This is a genomic window from Azotobacter salinestris (assembly GCF_009363155.1).
Taxonomy (GTDB): domain Bacteria; phylum Pseudomonadota; class Gammaproteobacteria; order Pseudomonadales; family Pseudomonadaceae; genus Azotobacter; species Azotobacter salinestris.
In genome coordinates, this window is sequence record NZ_CP045302.1 from 3,961,959 (window position 1) to 3,976,839 (window position 14,881).

General features: G+C 65.5%; 16 protein-coding genes. 13 read left to right on the forward strand and 3 right to left on the reverse strand.

What is annotated here, in order from left to right:
- Window positions 1-6: 6 nt before the first annotated feature.
- Both GCU53_RS18560 and GCU53_RS18565 read right to left on the reverse strand, forming a co-directional pair.
- Window positions 7-1,293, reverse strand: coding sequence for an HlyC/CorC family transporter (locus tag GCU53_RS18560; protein WP_152388911.1), 1,287 nt, complete (start codon window positions 1,291-1,293; stop codon window positions 7-9).
- A gap of 105 nt (window positions 1,294-1,398) precedes the next feature.
- Window positions 1,399-2,199, reverse strand: a complete 801-nt coding sequence (locus tag GCU53_RS18565) for a cytochrome C assembly family protein (RefSeq protein WP_152388912.1) — start codon at window positions 2,197-2,199, stop codon at window positions 1,399-1,401.
- Between the two features lie 155 nt (window positions 2,200-2,354).
- Here GCU53_RS18565 and ffh point away from each other — a divergent pair, with 155 nt between their 5' ends.
- The 11 genes from ffh (at window position 2,355) to GCU53_RS18620 (ending at window position 11,681) form a co-directional block, all read left to right on the forward strand.
- Entirely contained in the window at window positions 2,355-3,731 is a 1,377-nt protein-coding gene (ffh, locus tag GCU53_RS18570; RefSeq protein ID WP_152388913.1) for a signal recognition particle protein, read from the forward strand.
- Between the two features lie 177 nt (window positions 3,732-3,908).
- On the forward strand, window positions 3,909-4,160 hold the full coding sequence (gene rpsP / locus GCU53_RS18575) for a 30S ribosomal protein S16 (RefSeq protein ID WP_152388914.1): 252 nt from the start codon (window positions 3,909-3,911) through the stop codon (window positions 4,158-4,160).
- A 7-nt stretch (window positions 4,161-4,167) separates the two neighbouring features.
- Entirely contained in the window at window positions 4,168-4,704 is a 537-nt protein-coding gene (gene rimM, locus GCU53_RS18580; protein WP_152388915.1) for a ribosome maturation factor RimM, read from the forward strand.
- A gap of 2 nt (window positions 4,705-4,706) precedes the next feature.
- A complete protein-coding gene (trmD, locus tag GCU53_RS18585; protein WP_152388916.1) occupies window positions 4,707-5,450 on the forward strand; it encodes a tRNA (guanosine(37)-N1)-methyltransferase TrmD in 744 nt (247 codons plus the stop codon).
- Between the two features lie 42 nt (window positions 5,451-5,492).
- Window positions 5,493-5,843, forward strand: a complete 351-nt coding sequence (gene rplS / locus GCU53_RS18590) for a 50S ribosomal protein L19 (RefSeq protein ID WP_012702467.1) — start codon at window positions 5,493-5,495, stop codon at window positions 5,841-5,843.
- A 147-nt stretch (window positions 5,844-5,990) separates the two neighbouring features.
- Entirely contained in the window at window positions 5,991-6,422 is a 432-nt protein-coding gene (locus tag GCU53_RS18595) for an acyl-CoA thioesterase (RefSeq protein ID WP_152388917.1), read from the forward strand.
- A 69-nt stretch (window positions 6,423-6,491) separates the two neighbouring features.
- On the forward strand, window positions 6,492-7,388 hold the full coding sequence (gene xerD, locus GCU53_RS18600; RefSeq protein ID WP_152388918.1) for a site-specific tyrosine recombinase XerD: 897 nt from the start codon (window positions 6,492-6,494) through the stop codon (window positions 7,386-7,388).
- 65 nt (window positions 7,389-7,453) lie between these two features.
- Entirely contained in the window at window positions 7,454-8,188 is a 735-nt protein-coding gene (locus GCU53_RS18605; RefSeq protein WP_152388919.1) for a DsbC family protein, read from the forward strand.
- 146 nt (window positions 8,189-8,334) lie between these two features.
- The gene (locus GCU53_RS18610) at window positions 8,335-9,639 is read left to right on the forward strand and encodes a homoserine dehydrogenase (RefSeq protein WP_152388920.1); all 1,305 of its coding nucleotides are present in this window, start codon (window positions 8,335-8,337) and stop codon (window positions 9,637-9,639) included.
- Between the two features lie 85 nt (window positions 9,640-9,724).
- Complete coding sequence (gene thrC, locus GCU53_RS18615; RefSeq protein ID WP_152388921.1) at window positions 9,725-11,134, forward strand: threonine synthase; 1,410 nt, start codon at window positions 9,725-9,727, stop codon at window positions 11,132-11,134.
- Between the two features lie 262 nt (window positions 11,135-11,396).
- The gene (locus GCU53_RS18620) at window positions 11,397-11,681 is read left to right on the forward strand and encodes a DUF3509 domain-containing protein (RefSeq protein ID WP_152388922.1); all 285 of its coding nucleotides are present in this window, start codon (window positions 11,397-11,399) and stop codon (window positions 11,679-11,681) included.
- A 76-nt stretch (window positions 11,682-11,757) separates the two neighbouring features.
- Here GCU53_RS18620 and GCU53_RS18625 read toward each other — a convergent pair whose 3' ends face one another.
- Window positions 11,758-12,957 (reverse strand): CaiB/BaiF CoA transferase family protein, encoded by a 1,200-nt coding sequence (locus GCU53_RS18625; RefSeq protein WP_152388923.1) that lies wholly within the window; start codon window positions 12,955-12,957, stop codon window positions 11,758-11,760.
- 145 nt (window positions 12,958-13,102) lie between these two features.
- On the opposite strand from GCU53_RS18625, the gene GCU53_RS18630 reads away from it, so the two are divergent.
- Window positions 13,103-14,248 carry a GGDEF domain-containing protein gene (locus GCU53_RS18630; RefSeq protein ID WP_208845315.1) on the forward strand — a complete coding sequence of 382 codons (1,146 nt, stop codon included), beginning with the start codon at window positions 13,103-13,105 and terminating at the stop codon, window positions 14,246-14,248.
- 69 nt (window positions 14,249-14,317) lie between these two features.
- Window positions 14,318-14,857 carry a YaeQ family protein gene (locus GCU53_RS18635; protein WP_152388925.1) on the forward strand — a complete coding sequence of 180 codons (540 nt, stop codon included), beginning with the start codon at window positions 14,318-14,320 and terminating at the stop codon, window positions 14,855-14,857.
- Window positions 14,858-14,881: the final 24 nt, after the last annotated feature.

Sequence of the window (14,881 nt, forward strand, 5' to 3'; positions counted from 1 at the left end):
CTCTCCTCACTCAGCTTCCGACGTCGTCGAGGAGGAGGTATCGGCCTCCCAGGCGCGCACGTTCTTCACCCGGTTCCCCGAGGTCTCGAGGATCTCCAGGCGATAGGGGCCGATGGCCAAGCAGACCCCGCAATCGGGAAGGCTCTGCAAGACTTCGGTGATCAAGCCGTTGAGGGTGCGCGGGCCGTCGCTCGGCAGCTGCCAGCCGAGCACCTTGTTGACCTCGCGTATGTGGGCGGCGCCATCGATGATCTGGGTGCCGTCTTCCTGCGGCCGGATATCCGGGGCGAGCAGGCTGTCGCGATTGGTGAACTCGCCAACGATTTCCTCCAGGATGTCTTCAAGGGTGACAATGCCCTGCACGTCGCCGTATTCGTCGACCACTATGGCGATGCGCCGCTTCTGTTGCTGGAAATGGATCAGCTGGGTAGCCAGCGGTGTGTTTTCCGGAACGAAGTAGGGCTCCTGACAGGCGGCGCGCAGATTCTCCTTGCTCAGCCGCTTCTCGGTGAGCAGGCGCGCTATGTGGCGCATGTGCACCACGCCCTCGATCTGATTGATGTCTCCGCGGAACACCGGCAGGCGCGTGTGCGAGGTGCTGCGCAGCTGGTTGATGATGGCTTCCATCGGCTCCTCCAGATCGATGCCGATGACCTCGTTGCGCAGAATCATGATGTCGTTGACGCTGACCTTCTCCAGATCGAGTATGCCGAGCAACATGCCCTGGCGGTTCAGCGGCAGCGCCCCGCCGGACTCGTGGAGCACGCTGCGCAACTCCTCGCTGGTCAGGCTCTCGCTGCCCTTGCTCTGCGGACTGATGCCAACCAGCCGGAGCAGGCCGTTGCTGATCCAGCCGAGCAGGATCACCAGCGGATAGAAGATCCTCTGCAGCTGTGCCAGTGGCAGGCTGAAGGGGTAAGCCACTATTTCCGGGCGTACGGCTGCCAGGGTCTTCGGAGTGATCTCGCCGAAGATCAGCAGGGCGAGGGTCAGGCCGAGGGTGGCAATGGCGATGCCAGCCTCGCCCCAAAGGCGTGTGGCCAGCACAGTGGCGATGGCGGACGCGAGGATGTTGACGAAGTTGTTGCCGATCAGAATGGTGCCGAGCAGACGGTCGGGACGCTCGAGCAATGCATTGACGCGCTGGGCGCCGCGATGCCCCTCCCTGGCTCGGTGGCGCAGGCGATAGCGGTTGAGGCTGAGCAAGCCCGTTTCGGCGCTGGAGAAGAAGGCCGAGCATAGCAGCAGAAAGATCAGCAGGCCGATCAGGTAACCGGGATGCAGGGCGTCCATGGGCGGTCCGGGGTGTGCTCGGAAGAATGGGCGAGGCATGCCCCGTGCCGGCTTGCTTGCTGGCAGGGACTGCCCTTGCGTCGGGCGGCCTTTGGGGATGGAGCGTTAGACATGCAGGATGAATTCGCGGACCAGCTTGCTGCCGAAGTAGGCGAGCATGAGCAGGCAGAAGCCGCTCAAAGTCCAGCGGATTGCCGTGTGCCCGCGCCAGCCGAGGCGGTGGCGGCCGATCAGCAGGGCGGAGAAGACCAGCCAGGCCAGGCAGGCGAGCAGGGTCTTGTGCACCAGGTGCTGGGCGAACAGGTCGTCGAGAAACAGCCAGCCGGAGACCAGCGACAGCGAGAGCAGGCCCCAGCCTGCCCAGAGAAAGCTGAACAGCAGGCTCTCCATGGTCTGCAGGGGCGGGAAGTTGCGGGTCAGGCCCGAGGGGTGCTTGTGCTTGAGCTGATAGTCCTGCAGCAGCAGCAGCAGGGACTGGAACATGGCGATGGTGAGCATGCCGTAGGCGAGGATCGACAGCAGGATATGGGCGAGAATCCCGGGCTCCTCATCGATTCCCTGCAGGGTGCCGACCGGCATGAACTGGGCCAGCAGCACGGTGAGCGCACTCAGCGGCAGCAGCAGCAGCAGCAGGTTCTCCACCGGCATGTAGCAACTGGCGAGCAGGGTCAGGGCGATCACCGCGGCGGCGATCAGGCTGGAGGCATTGAAGAAGTGCAGGGTCAGGCCGCTCGGTCCCAGCAGTTGCGGGATCAGGCTGAGGCCGTGGGCGATCAGGGCCAGGATGCCCAGCAGGAGCAGCAGGCGCTTGTTCGGCAGGCTGCGTCTGGCCAGGCGCACGCCCTGGTACAGCGTGGCGGAGGCATATAGACCGGCAGCGGCGAGGCTGGGCAGCAGTGGATGCATGAGTCCGTGTCTGGCAGGTCCTAAAGTCCCGAGTGTGGCACACAACGGGCTTCTCACGAAAGACCGCCAGCGGTGTCGGCTCCAGGCGCCTTCGTTTATAATTGCCGACCCGCTGCAAGCCCACCCAGGGCTCTTCGAGCCTGAAAGGAACGCGCATGTTCGAAAACCTTACCGATCGCCTTTCCCAGACCCTTCGCCATGTCACCGGCAAGGCCAAACTGACCGAGGACAACATCAAGGACACCCTGCGCGAGGTGCGCATGGCCCTGCTCGAGGCCGATGTCGCGCTGCCGGTGGTCAAGGAGTTCGTCAATCGGATCAAGGAGCGGGCCGTCGGCACCGAGGTTTCGAAGAGCCTGACTCCGGGGCAGGCCTTCGTGAAGATCGTCCGCGCCGAGCTGGAAGAGCTGATGGGGGCGGCCAACGAGGATCTGGCGCTGAATGCGGCGCCGCCGGCGGTGGTGCTGATGGCCGGTCTGCAGGGGGCGGGCAAGACCACCACCGTGGGCAAGCTCGCGCGCTTTCTCAAGGAGCGCCGCAAGAAGTCGGTCCTGGTGGTGTCCGCCGACATCTATCGCCCGGCAGCGATCAAGCAACTGGAGACCCTGGCCGGCGAGGTTGGCGTCGCCTTCTTCCCGTCCGATGCCAGCCAGAAGCCGGTGGACATCGCCCAGGCGGCGATCCGCGAGGCCCGGCTCAAGTTCATCGACGTGGTGCTGCTGGATACCGCCGGCCGTCTGCACGTCGATGCCGAGATGATGGAGGAGATCAAGCTCCTGCACGCCGCCGTCAAGCCGGTCGAAACCCTGTTCGTGGTCGATGCGATGACGGGCCAGGATGCCGCCAACACGGCCAAGGCCTTCGGCGATGCCCTGCCGCTGACGGGGGTGGTGCTGACCAAGGTGGATGGCGATGCGCGTGGTGGTGCGGCGCTGTCGGTCCGCCATGTCACGGGCAAACCGATCAAGTTCATCGGCATGGGTGAGAAGAGCGAGGCGCTGGAGCCGTTCCACCCGGATCGCATGGCGTCGCGCATCCTCGGCATGGGTGACGTGCTCAGCCTGATCGAGGAGGCCGAGCACAAGCTCGACCGCGAGAAGGCCGAGAAGCTCACCAGCAAGCTGAAGAAGGGCAAGGGCTTCGATCTGGAGGACTTCCGCGATCAGCTGCAGCAGATGAAGAACATGGGCGGTCTGGGTGGGCTGATGGACAAGCTGCCGTCCATCGGTGGCGTCAACCTGGCGCAGATGGGCAGTGCCCAGGGTGTGGCGGAGAAGCAGCTGATGCAGATGGAGGCGATCATCAACTCCATGACTCCGGCCGAGCGCCGCGATCCGGACATCATCAGCGGTTCGCGCAAGCGGCGCATTGCCCTTGGCTCCGGCACCCAGGTGCAGGATGTCGGCCGACTGATCAAGCAGCACAAGCAGATGCAGAAGATGATGAAGAAGTTCACCGCCAAGGGGGGCATCACCAAGATGATGCGCGGCATGGGCAGCATGTTCCCGGGCGGTCGGCTGCCGAAGATCTAGCGGTCGGTCCGGCCGCCTCGGCCGTTCGCGGCGTCTCGAGTGGGGCGGGGCTCGTCGGGCGGCTGGTGAAAAGCCGTTTGCAAAATGCGGCATAACCTTTAGAATACGCGGCCTTTCGGGCCATGAGCCCAGTGTGCAATCTGGTTTTGCAGCACCGACTACAGGAACGATGTTCACATGGTAACCATCCGTCTTGCCCGTGGCGGCTCCAAGAAGCGCCCCTTCTACCACCTGACCGTGACCAACAGCCGCAACGCCCGCGACGGTCGTTTCGTCGAGCGCATCGGCTTCTTCAATCCGATCGCCTCGGGTGCCGAAGCCAAGCTGTCCGTGGATCAGGAGCGTGCCGCCTACTGGCTGAGCCAGGGCGCCCAGCCGTCCGAGCGCGTTGCCCAGCTGCTCAAGGAAGCGGCCAAGGCGACTGCCTGAGTTCGCTATGGACACGACGCCTGCATCCGCCGACGAACTGATCGTTCTTGGCAAGATCACTTCGGTGCACGGCGTCCGCGGGGAAGTGAAGGTCTATTCCTTCACCGATCCGATCGACAACCTGTTCGACTATCGTCGCTGGATCCTCAGGCGTGGCGATGAGTGGCGGCAGGTGGATCTGGTCCGGGGGCGCCCGCAGGGCAGGCTCCTGGTGGCCAAGCTGAAGGGAATCGATGATCGCGACGAGGCGCGTGCCTTGGCGGACTTCGAGATCTGCGTTCCCATCGCTCAGCTGCCTCGGCTGGGTGAGGGCGAGTATTACTGGCATCAGCTCGAAGGCCTGCGGGTAATCGATCAGGCAGATCGCTTGCTTGGCAAGGTCGATCATCTGCTGGAAACCGGCGCCAACGATGTGTTGGTGGTCAGGCCTTGTGCCGGCAGCTTGGATGACCGCGAGCGCCTGTTGCCCTATACGGAGCACTGCGTGCTGCAGGTGGACCTGGCAGCTGGCGAAATGCGGGTGGACTGGGATGCGGACTTCTGAGCATGCAGGTCGAAGTCATCAGCATCTTTCCGGAGATGTTCGCCGCCATCCGTGATTTCGGCATAACCAGCCGAGCGGTCAAACAGGGCCTGCTCAGGCTCAACTGCTGGAATCCCCGAAGCTTCACGGAGGACCGCCACCAGACGGTGGACGATCGTCCGTTTGGCGGCGGCCCGGGCATGGTCATGAAGATCCAGCCTCTGGAGCGGGCTCTGGCTGCCGCCAGAGCCGCGGTCGGAGGACGGGCGAAGGTGATCTACCTGTCGCCGCAAGGCCGCCAGTTGAAGCAGCAGGCGGTGCGTGCGCTGGCGCAGGAGGAGGCGTTGATTCTCATTGCCGGCCGTTATGAAGGAGTCGACGAGCGCTTCATCGAAGCGCACGTGGATGAGGAGTGGTCGATCGGCGATTATGTCCTGTCCGGCGGCGAGCTGCCGGCCATGGTGCTGATCGATGCGGTTACCCGGTTGTTGCCCGGTGCGCTGGGGCATGCCGGTTCCGCCGAGGAGGACTCGTTCACCGATGGCCTGCTCGACTGCCCGCACTACACCCGACCGGAGGTGTACGAGGGAAAACGTGTTCCTGAGGTGCTGCTGAGCGGCAATCATGAGCACATCCGGCGCTGGCGTCTGCAGCAGTCCCTTGGGCGGACCTCGGAGCGCCGCGCCGATCTTCTGGATAGCCGCTCGCTTTCTGGAGAAGAGCAAAAGCTGTTGGCGGAATACCTTCGCCAGCGGAACGATAGTTGACGTATCGATGGCAGGCCAGGGGTCTGTCTCAGGAGCACTCAGATGACCAACAAGATCATTCAGCAGCTCGAAGCCGAGCAGATGAGCAAAGAGATTCCGGCTTTCGCCCCGGGCGATACCGTGATCGTGCAGGTGAAGGTGAAGGAAGGCGAGCGCCAGCGTCTGCAGGCTTTCGAGGGCGTGGTCATCGGCAAGCGCAACCGCGGCCTGAACAGCGCTTTCACCGTGCGCAAGATCTCCAGCGGCGTGGGCGTAGAGCGTACCTTCCAGACCTACAGCCCACTGGTCGACAGCATTACCGTCAAGCGTCGCGGTGACGTGCGCAAGGCCAAGCTGTATTATCTCCGCGACCTGTCCGGCAAAGCAGCACGTATCAAGGAAAAACTCTCCTGATCAGGGTTTTTCTCCTCGAAAAAGCAGCCGAAAGGCTGCTTTTTCGTTTGCGCGTCCGCCGGCAGGCGTGTAAGTCCTGCCTTGCAGCGCACAACAAAAAAATCCCGCCAGTGGCAGCCACCTATTTTTTCATCTGGAAGTAGTGGCATGACCCCTAGAGAGCAAGAAATCCAGCGTCGGATCGCGTTATCCGAAACCCGCATCACCAAAGCGGTCTTTCCGTTCACCACCAACCACCACAACACCCTGTTCGGCGGCACCGCGCTGGGCTGGATGGACGAGGTCTCGTTCATCACCGCAACGCGCTTCTGCCGCCTGCCGACGGTCACGGTTTCCTCGGACCGGGTCGATTTCAAGCATCCGATCCCGGGCGGCTCGATCGTCGAGCTGGTCGGGCGTGTGGTGCAGGTCGGCAACACCAGTTGCAAGGTCGAGGTGGAAATCTTCGTCGAAGGCATGTATTGCGGTACCCGCGAGAAGGCGATCACCGGCCTGTTCAGTTTCGTCGCCATCGACGAGAACAAGCGACCGCAGGCGATACTGCCCGGCTTTCCCATGGAAAAGGATGAGGCAGCCTGAACAGGCTGCCGCTGCCAGCGGGCCGGCGGTCCTCTGGCAGCACTTCTGTCCGTTCTGGCAAGGATCAGCATGCCCTCCATCGAGCATCCACAGATCGAGCGTTTTCTCGAGGCCCTCTGGCTGGAGAAGGGGCTTTCGACGCATACCCGGGCGGCCTATCGCAGCGATCTCGAGCTTTTCAACGGCTGGCTGGGTGAGCGTGGTCTGGAGCTGGTCGAGGTGGGGCGCGAACTGATCCTCGATCATCTGGCCTGGCGAGTCGACGCCGGCTACAAGGCGCGCTCCACCGCGCGCTTTCTCTCCGGTCTGCGCGGTTTCTTCCGCTACCTGTTGCGCGAGGGCGTGATCGCCAGCGATCCGACCCTGCAGGTGGATCTGCCGCAATTGGGCCGTCCCTTGCCCAAGTCCCTCTCCGAGGCCGATGTCGAGGCGCTGCTGGCGGCGCCGGAAAGCGACGATCCGCTCGGGCTGCGCGACCGGGCCATGCTCGAGGTGCTCTATGCCTGCGGCCTGCGGGTCAGCGAGCTGGTTGGCCTGCGCCTGGAGCAACTGAACCTGCGCCAGGGCGTGGTGCGGGTCTTCGGGAAGGGCAGCAAGGAGCGCCTGGTGCCGCTGGGCGAGGAGGCCATCGCCTGGCTCGAGCGCTATCTGGTCGAGGCCAGGGTACTGCTCCTCGGAGGGCGGCCGAGCGACGTGCTCTTTCCCAGCCTGCGTGGCGAGCAGATGACGCGGCAGACCTTCTGGCACCGCATCAAGCATCACGCCCGGGTGGCCGGGATCGACAAGAGCCTGTCGCCGCACACCCTGCGCCATGCCTTCGCGACCCATCTGCTCAATCATGGCGCCGACCTTCGCGTGGTGCAGATGCTTCTCGGCCACAGCGACCTGTCGACCACCCAGATCTACACTCACATCGCCCGGGCGCGCCTGCAGGAGCTGCACGCGCGGCATCATCCGCGTGGCTGAATAGACCGTCCGGCATGTCCCGCCTGTGATAGGCTCTGCCCATTCGCACCATCCTCGGAGTATCCATGCGCGTTTCCTCGCTTTTCGCTGCCGTGGCGCTTGGCCTGGCAGGCACTCTGGCCCTGGCGGCCGATCCCGACCAGGCCATTCGCAAGGCCCTGCAGCAGATGCAGCCGGGATTGCCGATCGAGTCCATCGCCGAAAGCCCGATGACAGGTCTCTACCAGGTCCAGCTGAAGGGTGGACGGATGCTCTATGCCAGTGCCGACGGCCAGTTCGTCATGCAGGGCTACCTGTATCAGCTCAAGGACGGCAAGCCGCTCAACCTCACCGAGAAGGCGGAAAGCCGGGCCGTGGCGAAGACCGTCAACGGCATACCGGCCAGCGAGATGGTGATCTTCGCGCCCAAGGAGCCGAAGACCCACATCACCGTCTTCACCGACACCGACTGCGGCTACTGCCAGAAACTGCACAGCGAGGTGCCGGAGCTGAACCGGCTCGGCGTCGAGGTGCGTTACGTGGCTTTCCCGCGCCAGGGTATCGGCTCCCATGGCTACGGGGATCTGGTGAGCGTCTGGTGCGCCAAGGATCGCCAGACGGCGATGAACAAGGCCAAGGCGCGGGAGAAGGTGCCGGCGGCCACCTGCGACAACCCGGTCGCCAGGCAGTTCGAACTGGGCCAGATGATCGGCGTGCAGGGCACTCCCGCCGTGGTGCTGGCCAACGGGCAGATGATCCCGGGCTACCAGCCGGCACCGCAGCTGGCCAAGCAGGCTATCGCCGCCCAGGCGACCAACTGACCGCACGGCCGTCAAGCCGCGCCGTCGGCGCCCTGCGGGCGGTGCGCCAATTGACTAAAGGCCGAGTGCTTCGTAATGTGCGGCTCTTTTCTCTGCGGCCGGGGCATGCCCGGTCGTTCTCTGCGGTGAAGATGGGGAGTTTCAGCGTGAAACCGGTCAAAGTAGGCATCTGTGGACTGGGTACCGTCGGTGGCGGCACCTTCAATGTGCTCAAACGCAATGCCGAGGAGATCGCCCGCCGTGCCGGGCGTGAAATCGAGATCGCCCAGATCGCCATGCGCAGCGCCAACCCGAAATGCGATATCGCCGGCACCCCCATCGCCGCCGACGTTTTCGAGCTGGTCGACAATCCGGAGATCGAGGTCGTCGTCGAACTGATCGGTGGTTGCGGCCTGGCCCGCGAACTGGTGCTCAAGGCCATCGACAACGGCAAGCATGTGGTCACCGCGAACAAGGCGCTGATCGCCGTGCACGGCGACGAGATCTTCGCCAAGGCCCGCGCGAAGGGCGTGATCGTCGCCTTCGAGGCGGCGGTGGCCGGCGGCATCCCGGTGATCAAGGCGATCCGCGAGGGCCTGGCCGGCAACCGCATCAACTGGGTGGCCGGCATCATCAACGGCACCGGCAACTTCATCCTCAGCGAAATGCGCGAGAAGGGCCGGGCTTTCTCCGATGTCCTCAAGGAGGCCCAGGCGCTGGGCTATGCCGAGGCCGATCCGACCTTCGACGTGGAAGGCATCGATGCCGCTCACAAGCTGACCATCCTCGCCTCGATCGCCTTCGGCATCCCGCTGCAGTTCGACAAGGCCTATACCGAAGGCATATCCAGGCTGACCAGCGCCGACGTCAACTACGCCGAGGCGCTGGGCTACCGCATCAAGCACCTGGGCATCGCCCGGCGCACCAGCGAGGGCTTCGAGCTGCGCGTGCATCCGACGTTGATCCCCGCCGATCGGCTGATCGCCAACGTCAACGGCGTGATGAACGCGGTGATGGTCAACGGCGACGCGGTGGGTTCGACCCTGTTCTGCGGCGCCGGCGCCGGCATGGAGCCGACCGCCTCGGCGGTGGTGGCCGACTTGGTGGATGTGGTGCGCGCCATGACCTCCGACCCGGAGAATCGCGTGCCGCATCTGGCCTTCCAGCCCGATGCGCTGTCCGCCCATCCGATCCTGCCGATTTCGGCCTGCGAGAGCGCCTACTATCTGCGCATCCAGGCCAAGGACCATCCGGGCGTGCTGGCCCAGGTGGCGAGCATCCTCTCCGAGCGCGGCATCAACATCGAGTCGATCATGCAGAAGGAGGCCGAGGAGCACGACGGCCTGGTGCCGATGATCCTGGTCACCCACCGGGTCCGCGAGCGCTGCATCGACGAGGCCATCGCCGCCATGGAAACCCTCGAGGGCGTGGTCGGCAAGGTTGTCCGCATCCGCGTCGAACAGCTCAACTAATCCGCTACAAGCCGCCCGCCGCCCGCCGCCAGTGTCCGAGTCGCTGCGGCTCGGGGCCTGCGGCCCGAACCGAAGGTTTGCACACATGCGCTACATCAGCACCCGTGGCCAGGCGCCGGCCCTGAATTTCGAAGACGTGCTGCTGGCCGGCCTCGCCAGCGACGGTGGCCTCTACGTGCCGGAAAACCTGCCGTGCTTCACCGTCGAGGAGATCGCCTCCTGGGCCGGCCTGCCGTACCACGAGCTGGCCTTCCGGGTGATGCGCCCGTTCGTCGCCGGTTGCATCGCCGACGCCGACTTCAAGAGGATCCTCGAAGAAACCTACGGGGTGTTCGCCCACAAGGCAGTGGCGCCGCTGACCCAGCTGGGCGCCAACGAGTGGGTGCTCGAGCTGTTCCAGGGCCCGACCCTGGCGTTCAAGGACTTCGCCCTGCAACTGCTCGGCCGCCTGCTCGACCACGTGCTGACCAGGCGCGGCGAGCGCGTGGTGATCATGGGCGCCACCTCCGGCGATACCGGCTCGGCCGCCATCGAGGGCTGCAAGGCCTGCGAGAACGTCGACATCTTCATCATGCACCCGCACAACCGCGTGTCCGAGGTGCAGCGCCGGCAGATGACCACCATCCTCGGCGACAACATCCACAACATCGCCATCGAGGGCAACTTCGACGACTGCCAGGAGATGGTCAAGGCCAGCTTCGCCGACCAGGGCTTCCTCAAGGGCACCCGGCTGGTGGCGGTCAACTCGATCAACTGGGCGCGGATCATGGCCCAGGTCGTCTACTACTTCCATGCCGCCCTGCAGCTCGGAGCACCGCACCGCTCGGTGGCCTTCTCGGTGCCGACCGGCAACTTCGGCGACATCTTCGCCGGCTACCTGGCGCGCAACATGGGCCTGCCGGTCAACCAGTTGATCGTCGCCACCAACCGCAACGACATCCTGCACCGCTTCATGTCCGGCAACCGCTACGACAAGGACACCCTGCACCCGTCGCTGTCGCCATCCATGGACATCATGGTTTCCTCCAACTTCGAGCGTCTGCTGTTCGACCTGCACGGCCGCAACGGCGCCGCCGTGGCCGCGCTGATGGACAGCTTCAAGGCCACCGGCAGGCTGGCGGTGGAGGACGACCGCTGGACCGAGGCGCGCCGCCTGTTCGACTCGCTGGCGGTGGACGACGAGAACACCTGCGCGACCATCGCCGAGGTGCATGGCGAGACCGGCTACCTGCTCGACCCGCACACTGCGATCGGCGTCAAGGCCGCCCGCGAGTGCCGCCGCAGCCTGGCCCTGCCGATGGTCGTTCTCGGCACCGCGCATCCGGTCAAGTTCCCCGAGGCGGTGGAGAAGGCCGGTATCGGTGCAGCTCCGCAGCTGCCGGCGCACCTGGCCGACCTGTTCCAGCGCGAGGAGCGCTGCAGCGTGCTGCCCAACGACCTCAAGGCGGTGCAGGACTTCGTCAGCCGGCACGGCAACCGCGGCAAACTGCTGTGAAGCATGCAGCTGGCCACTGAAGCTCGCTGACGCTCGAGCAACGAAGCCGCCTCCCGACAGGGGGGCGGCTTTTTTCTTTCATATTCCCTCCGTAGCCTGTCCAGGCATCGCATGGCCGGCCATGGCGACCGCTGGCGGGCTCTGCTCTCCAGTGCGCGCCATGCCCCCGATGCCTGCAGACGAGCCGGATGGAAACTTTCTGCGTGCTGGCAAGTCATTTGCAGGCTGTAAGCAGCCTTCTCGTCACCTGAGGTGTTTGGATATGGAGAGCACGCGTGCATTGCTGGTCGAGGCACTGGCGCCTTACAAGATCGATATAGGAGCGGTTCGCCCGGATGGAGGTCGGTTGCTGACGCTGCAGAGCGGCACTGGCGAGATTCTGATCGAGCGCCTGCTTCGTCCGGCGCAACTGCTGGACAAGTGGTTGCTCATCGATGTGGTGGATGGCCTCCACCGCGACCTGCGCATCCTCGAAGGGCGTCTCCCGCCCAGGGTGATCGCCGCGCTGGAGGGAGGGCAATGCGCTCGGCAGAGCGCCGTGTTCTGAGCATGACGAGCGACGAAAGGGCCCCGCGACCATCGAGGGGCCCTTTCGTTTGTGCCCGGACAGTGCAATGTCGGGGTCAGACCGCTCCGTTTTCGCGCAGGGCGGCAATCCGTTCCGTGCTGTAGCCGAGCGCCTGCAGCAGCTCACTCGTGTGCTCGCCCAGTTCCGGACCGATCCAGTCCGCCGAGCCGGGCGTCTCCGACAGCTTGGGCACGATGCCGGGCACCTTGAACGGCTTGCCGTCCGGCAGCCGGGCGCTGAGAAACATCTCGCGGGCGAGGAATTGCGGGTCGGTGACCATGTCCTCCACCGAATAGATGCGGCTGGCCGGCACCTCGGCGCGGTTGAGCAGGACCATGGCCTGGTCCGCCGGCAGGGACGCGGCCCAGCGGTCGATCACCCCGTAGAGTTCGTCACGGCGCGCATCGCGGCCGGCGTTGTCGGCAAGGCTCGGATCGTCGGCGAGGTCGCCGCGGCCGATGGCCTGCATGAAGCGCCGGAAGATCGCATCGCCGTTGGCGCCGATCTGCAGGTGGCGGCCGTCGGCGCAGGTGTGGATGGAGGAGGGGGTGATGCCGGGCATGATGTTGCCGCTGCGCTCGCGGATGAAGCCGAACACGTCGAACTCCGGCACCAGGCTTTCCATCATGGCGAACACCGCCTCGTAGAGCGCCACGTCCACCACCTGGCCCTGGCCGCCGCCGACCTCGCGGTGACGCAGCGCCATGAGCGCGCCGATCACTCCCCAGAGCGCAGCGATCGAGTCGCCGATGGAGATGCCGGTGCGCACCGGCGGGCGGTCCTCGAAGCCGGTGATGTAGCGCAGTCCGCCCATCGATTCGCCGACCGCGCCGAAGCCCGGCTGGTCCTTCAGCGGCCCGCTCTGGCCGAAGCCGGACAGGCGCACCATCACCAGCTTCGGGTTGAGTTCATGCAGCACCTCCCAGCCGAGGCCGAGTTTCTCCAGCACGCCGGGGCGGAAGTTCTCGATCAGAATGTCCGCGTCGGCCAAGAGCTGCCTGAGGATCGCCAGGCCGTCCGGATGTTTGAGGTTGAGGGTGATCGACTTCTTGTTGCGCGCCTGGACGAACCACCACAGCGAGGTGCCCTCGTAGAGCTTGCGCCACTTGCGCAGCGGATCGCCGCCGTCGGGCGATTCGACCTTGATCACCTCGGCGCCGAACTCCGCGCACAGGCGCGCGGCGAAGGGGCCGGCGATCAGGCTGCCAAGTTCGATCACCTTGAGGCCGGCGAGGGGTTTGGCTGAGCTGGGCATGGCATGGGGTCCGTCGGGCTGGCGATGGCGGCGACTCTAACCCGCGGTGCCATGCCCGACCAGTCCGGGCATGCTATGCCGGGGCTGGCGCCCTGTCCGCGGCGCACGTAAAGTTCCGCCTCCCGGTTCCGGCCCCAGCCTGTCCATGACCCTGCATCTGCCCACTCTGCTGCTGACGGTTGTCTACGTGCTGGTCCTGCTGGGCCTGTTGATGCTGCATGCCTGGTGGCGCAGCGATGGCGAGTCGACCCTCGGCTACATGGCCGGCACGCTTCTGGTGGCCGCGGCGGGCATGTTGCTGGGCAGTCTGCGCGGCATCGGGGTCGACACCCTGTCCATCGTGCTCGGCAACATGCTGCTGCAGCTGTCGGGCGGACTGGGTTGGACGGCCGCGCGCGTGTTCGCCGGGCGCCCGGCCTGCCGCCTGGGAATCCTGGCGGGAGCGCTGCTCTGGGGGCTGCTCTGTCTGTGGCCGCTCTTCCTCGCCTCGCTGCCGCTTCGGGTGGCGGTCAGCAACCTGCTGGTCATTCTCTATACCGGCTTGGGGGCCTGGGAGCTTTGGCGCGCCCGTACGTCCCTGACGGTCTCCATCGCTCCGGCCCTGGTGCTGCTGATTCTGCACTGCGCCTTCTACAGCCTGCGCCTGCTGCTCGATCGCGGCGAATCCATCGGTCAGCACTGGAGCGAGAGCGGCGCCGGCTTCATGGCCTGGCTGGTGCTGGAGGCCTTTCTGTTCGCCAACGGCATCGCCTTCGTCATCCACGCCATGGTCCGCGAGCGCGCCGAGCAGCGCTACCGGACGGTGGCCTATCGCGATCCGCTCACCGATATCGGCAACCGGCGGGCCTTCACCTCCGGCAGCGAGTCCTTGCTCGCCCACTGCGCCGCCGAGGGTCGGCCGGCGACCCTGTTGCTCTGCGACCTCGATCACTTCAAGCGGCTGAACGACACCCATGGGCATGCCGCGGGCGATGCGGCGCTGGTCGCCTTCGGGCGTCTGCTCGCGCTGGGGATCCGCCAGCAGGATGTCTGCGGGCGTATCGGCGGCGAGGAGTTCGCCTGCCTGCTGCCCGGAGGCGACGAGACGGTGGCGCTGCAGGTGGCCGAACGCCTCCGCCAAGCCTGCAGCGAGCTGCTGCTGGAGCCGGGGGGGCGTATCAGCGTCAGCATCGGCATCGCCTCTACCGTGCAGGCCGGCTACGACCTGTCGCGCCTGCTGGCTCTCGGCGATCAGGCGCTGTACCGGGCCAAGGCCAACGGGCGCAACCGGGTCGAGTGCTTCGCCGATTGAGCGCTGCAGCCCGCGCGCCGGATTCGGGGTACACTTGCCGCCCCCTCGGATCGGACCGGATGCCTGCCCATGGCCCTGCAAGCCACCCCCTACAAAGTCGAACTCAACCTCACCGACCTGGACCGCGGGGTCTACGAGAGCCTGCGCTTCACCGTCGCCCGGCACCCTTCGGAAACCGAGGAGCGTCTGGCCGTGCGGCTGATCGCCTATGCCCTCTGGTACGACGAGCAGTTGGCCTTCGGCCGCGGCCTGTCGGACGTCGACGAGCCGGCTCTGTGGCAGAAGAGCCTCGATGACCGCGTCCTGCACTGGATCGAGGTCGGTCAGCCGGACGCCGAGCGCCTGATCTGGTGCTCGCGCCGCGCCGAGCGGGTCAGCCTGCTGGCCTACGGCAGCCTGCGGGTCTGGCAGGGCAAGGTGCTGGACGCGGTGAAGGGTCTGAAGAATCTCAGCGTGGCTGCCGTGGGGCAGGAGGCGCTGGAGGCGCTGGCCCGCGACCTGCCGCGTTCGCTCAGCTGGAGCGTGATGATCAGCGATGGCGCCTTGTTCGTCACCGACGAGCGCGGCCAGCACGAGATTCCTCTGGAGTGGCTGCTCGGCGAACGCTGATTGCTGTCTTCCCATGGGGCGGGA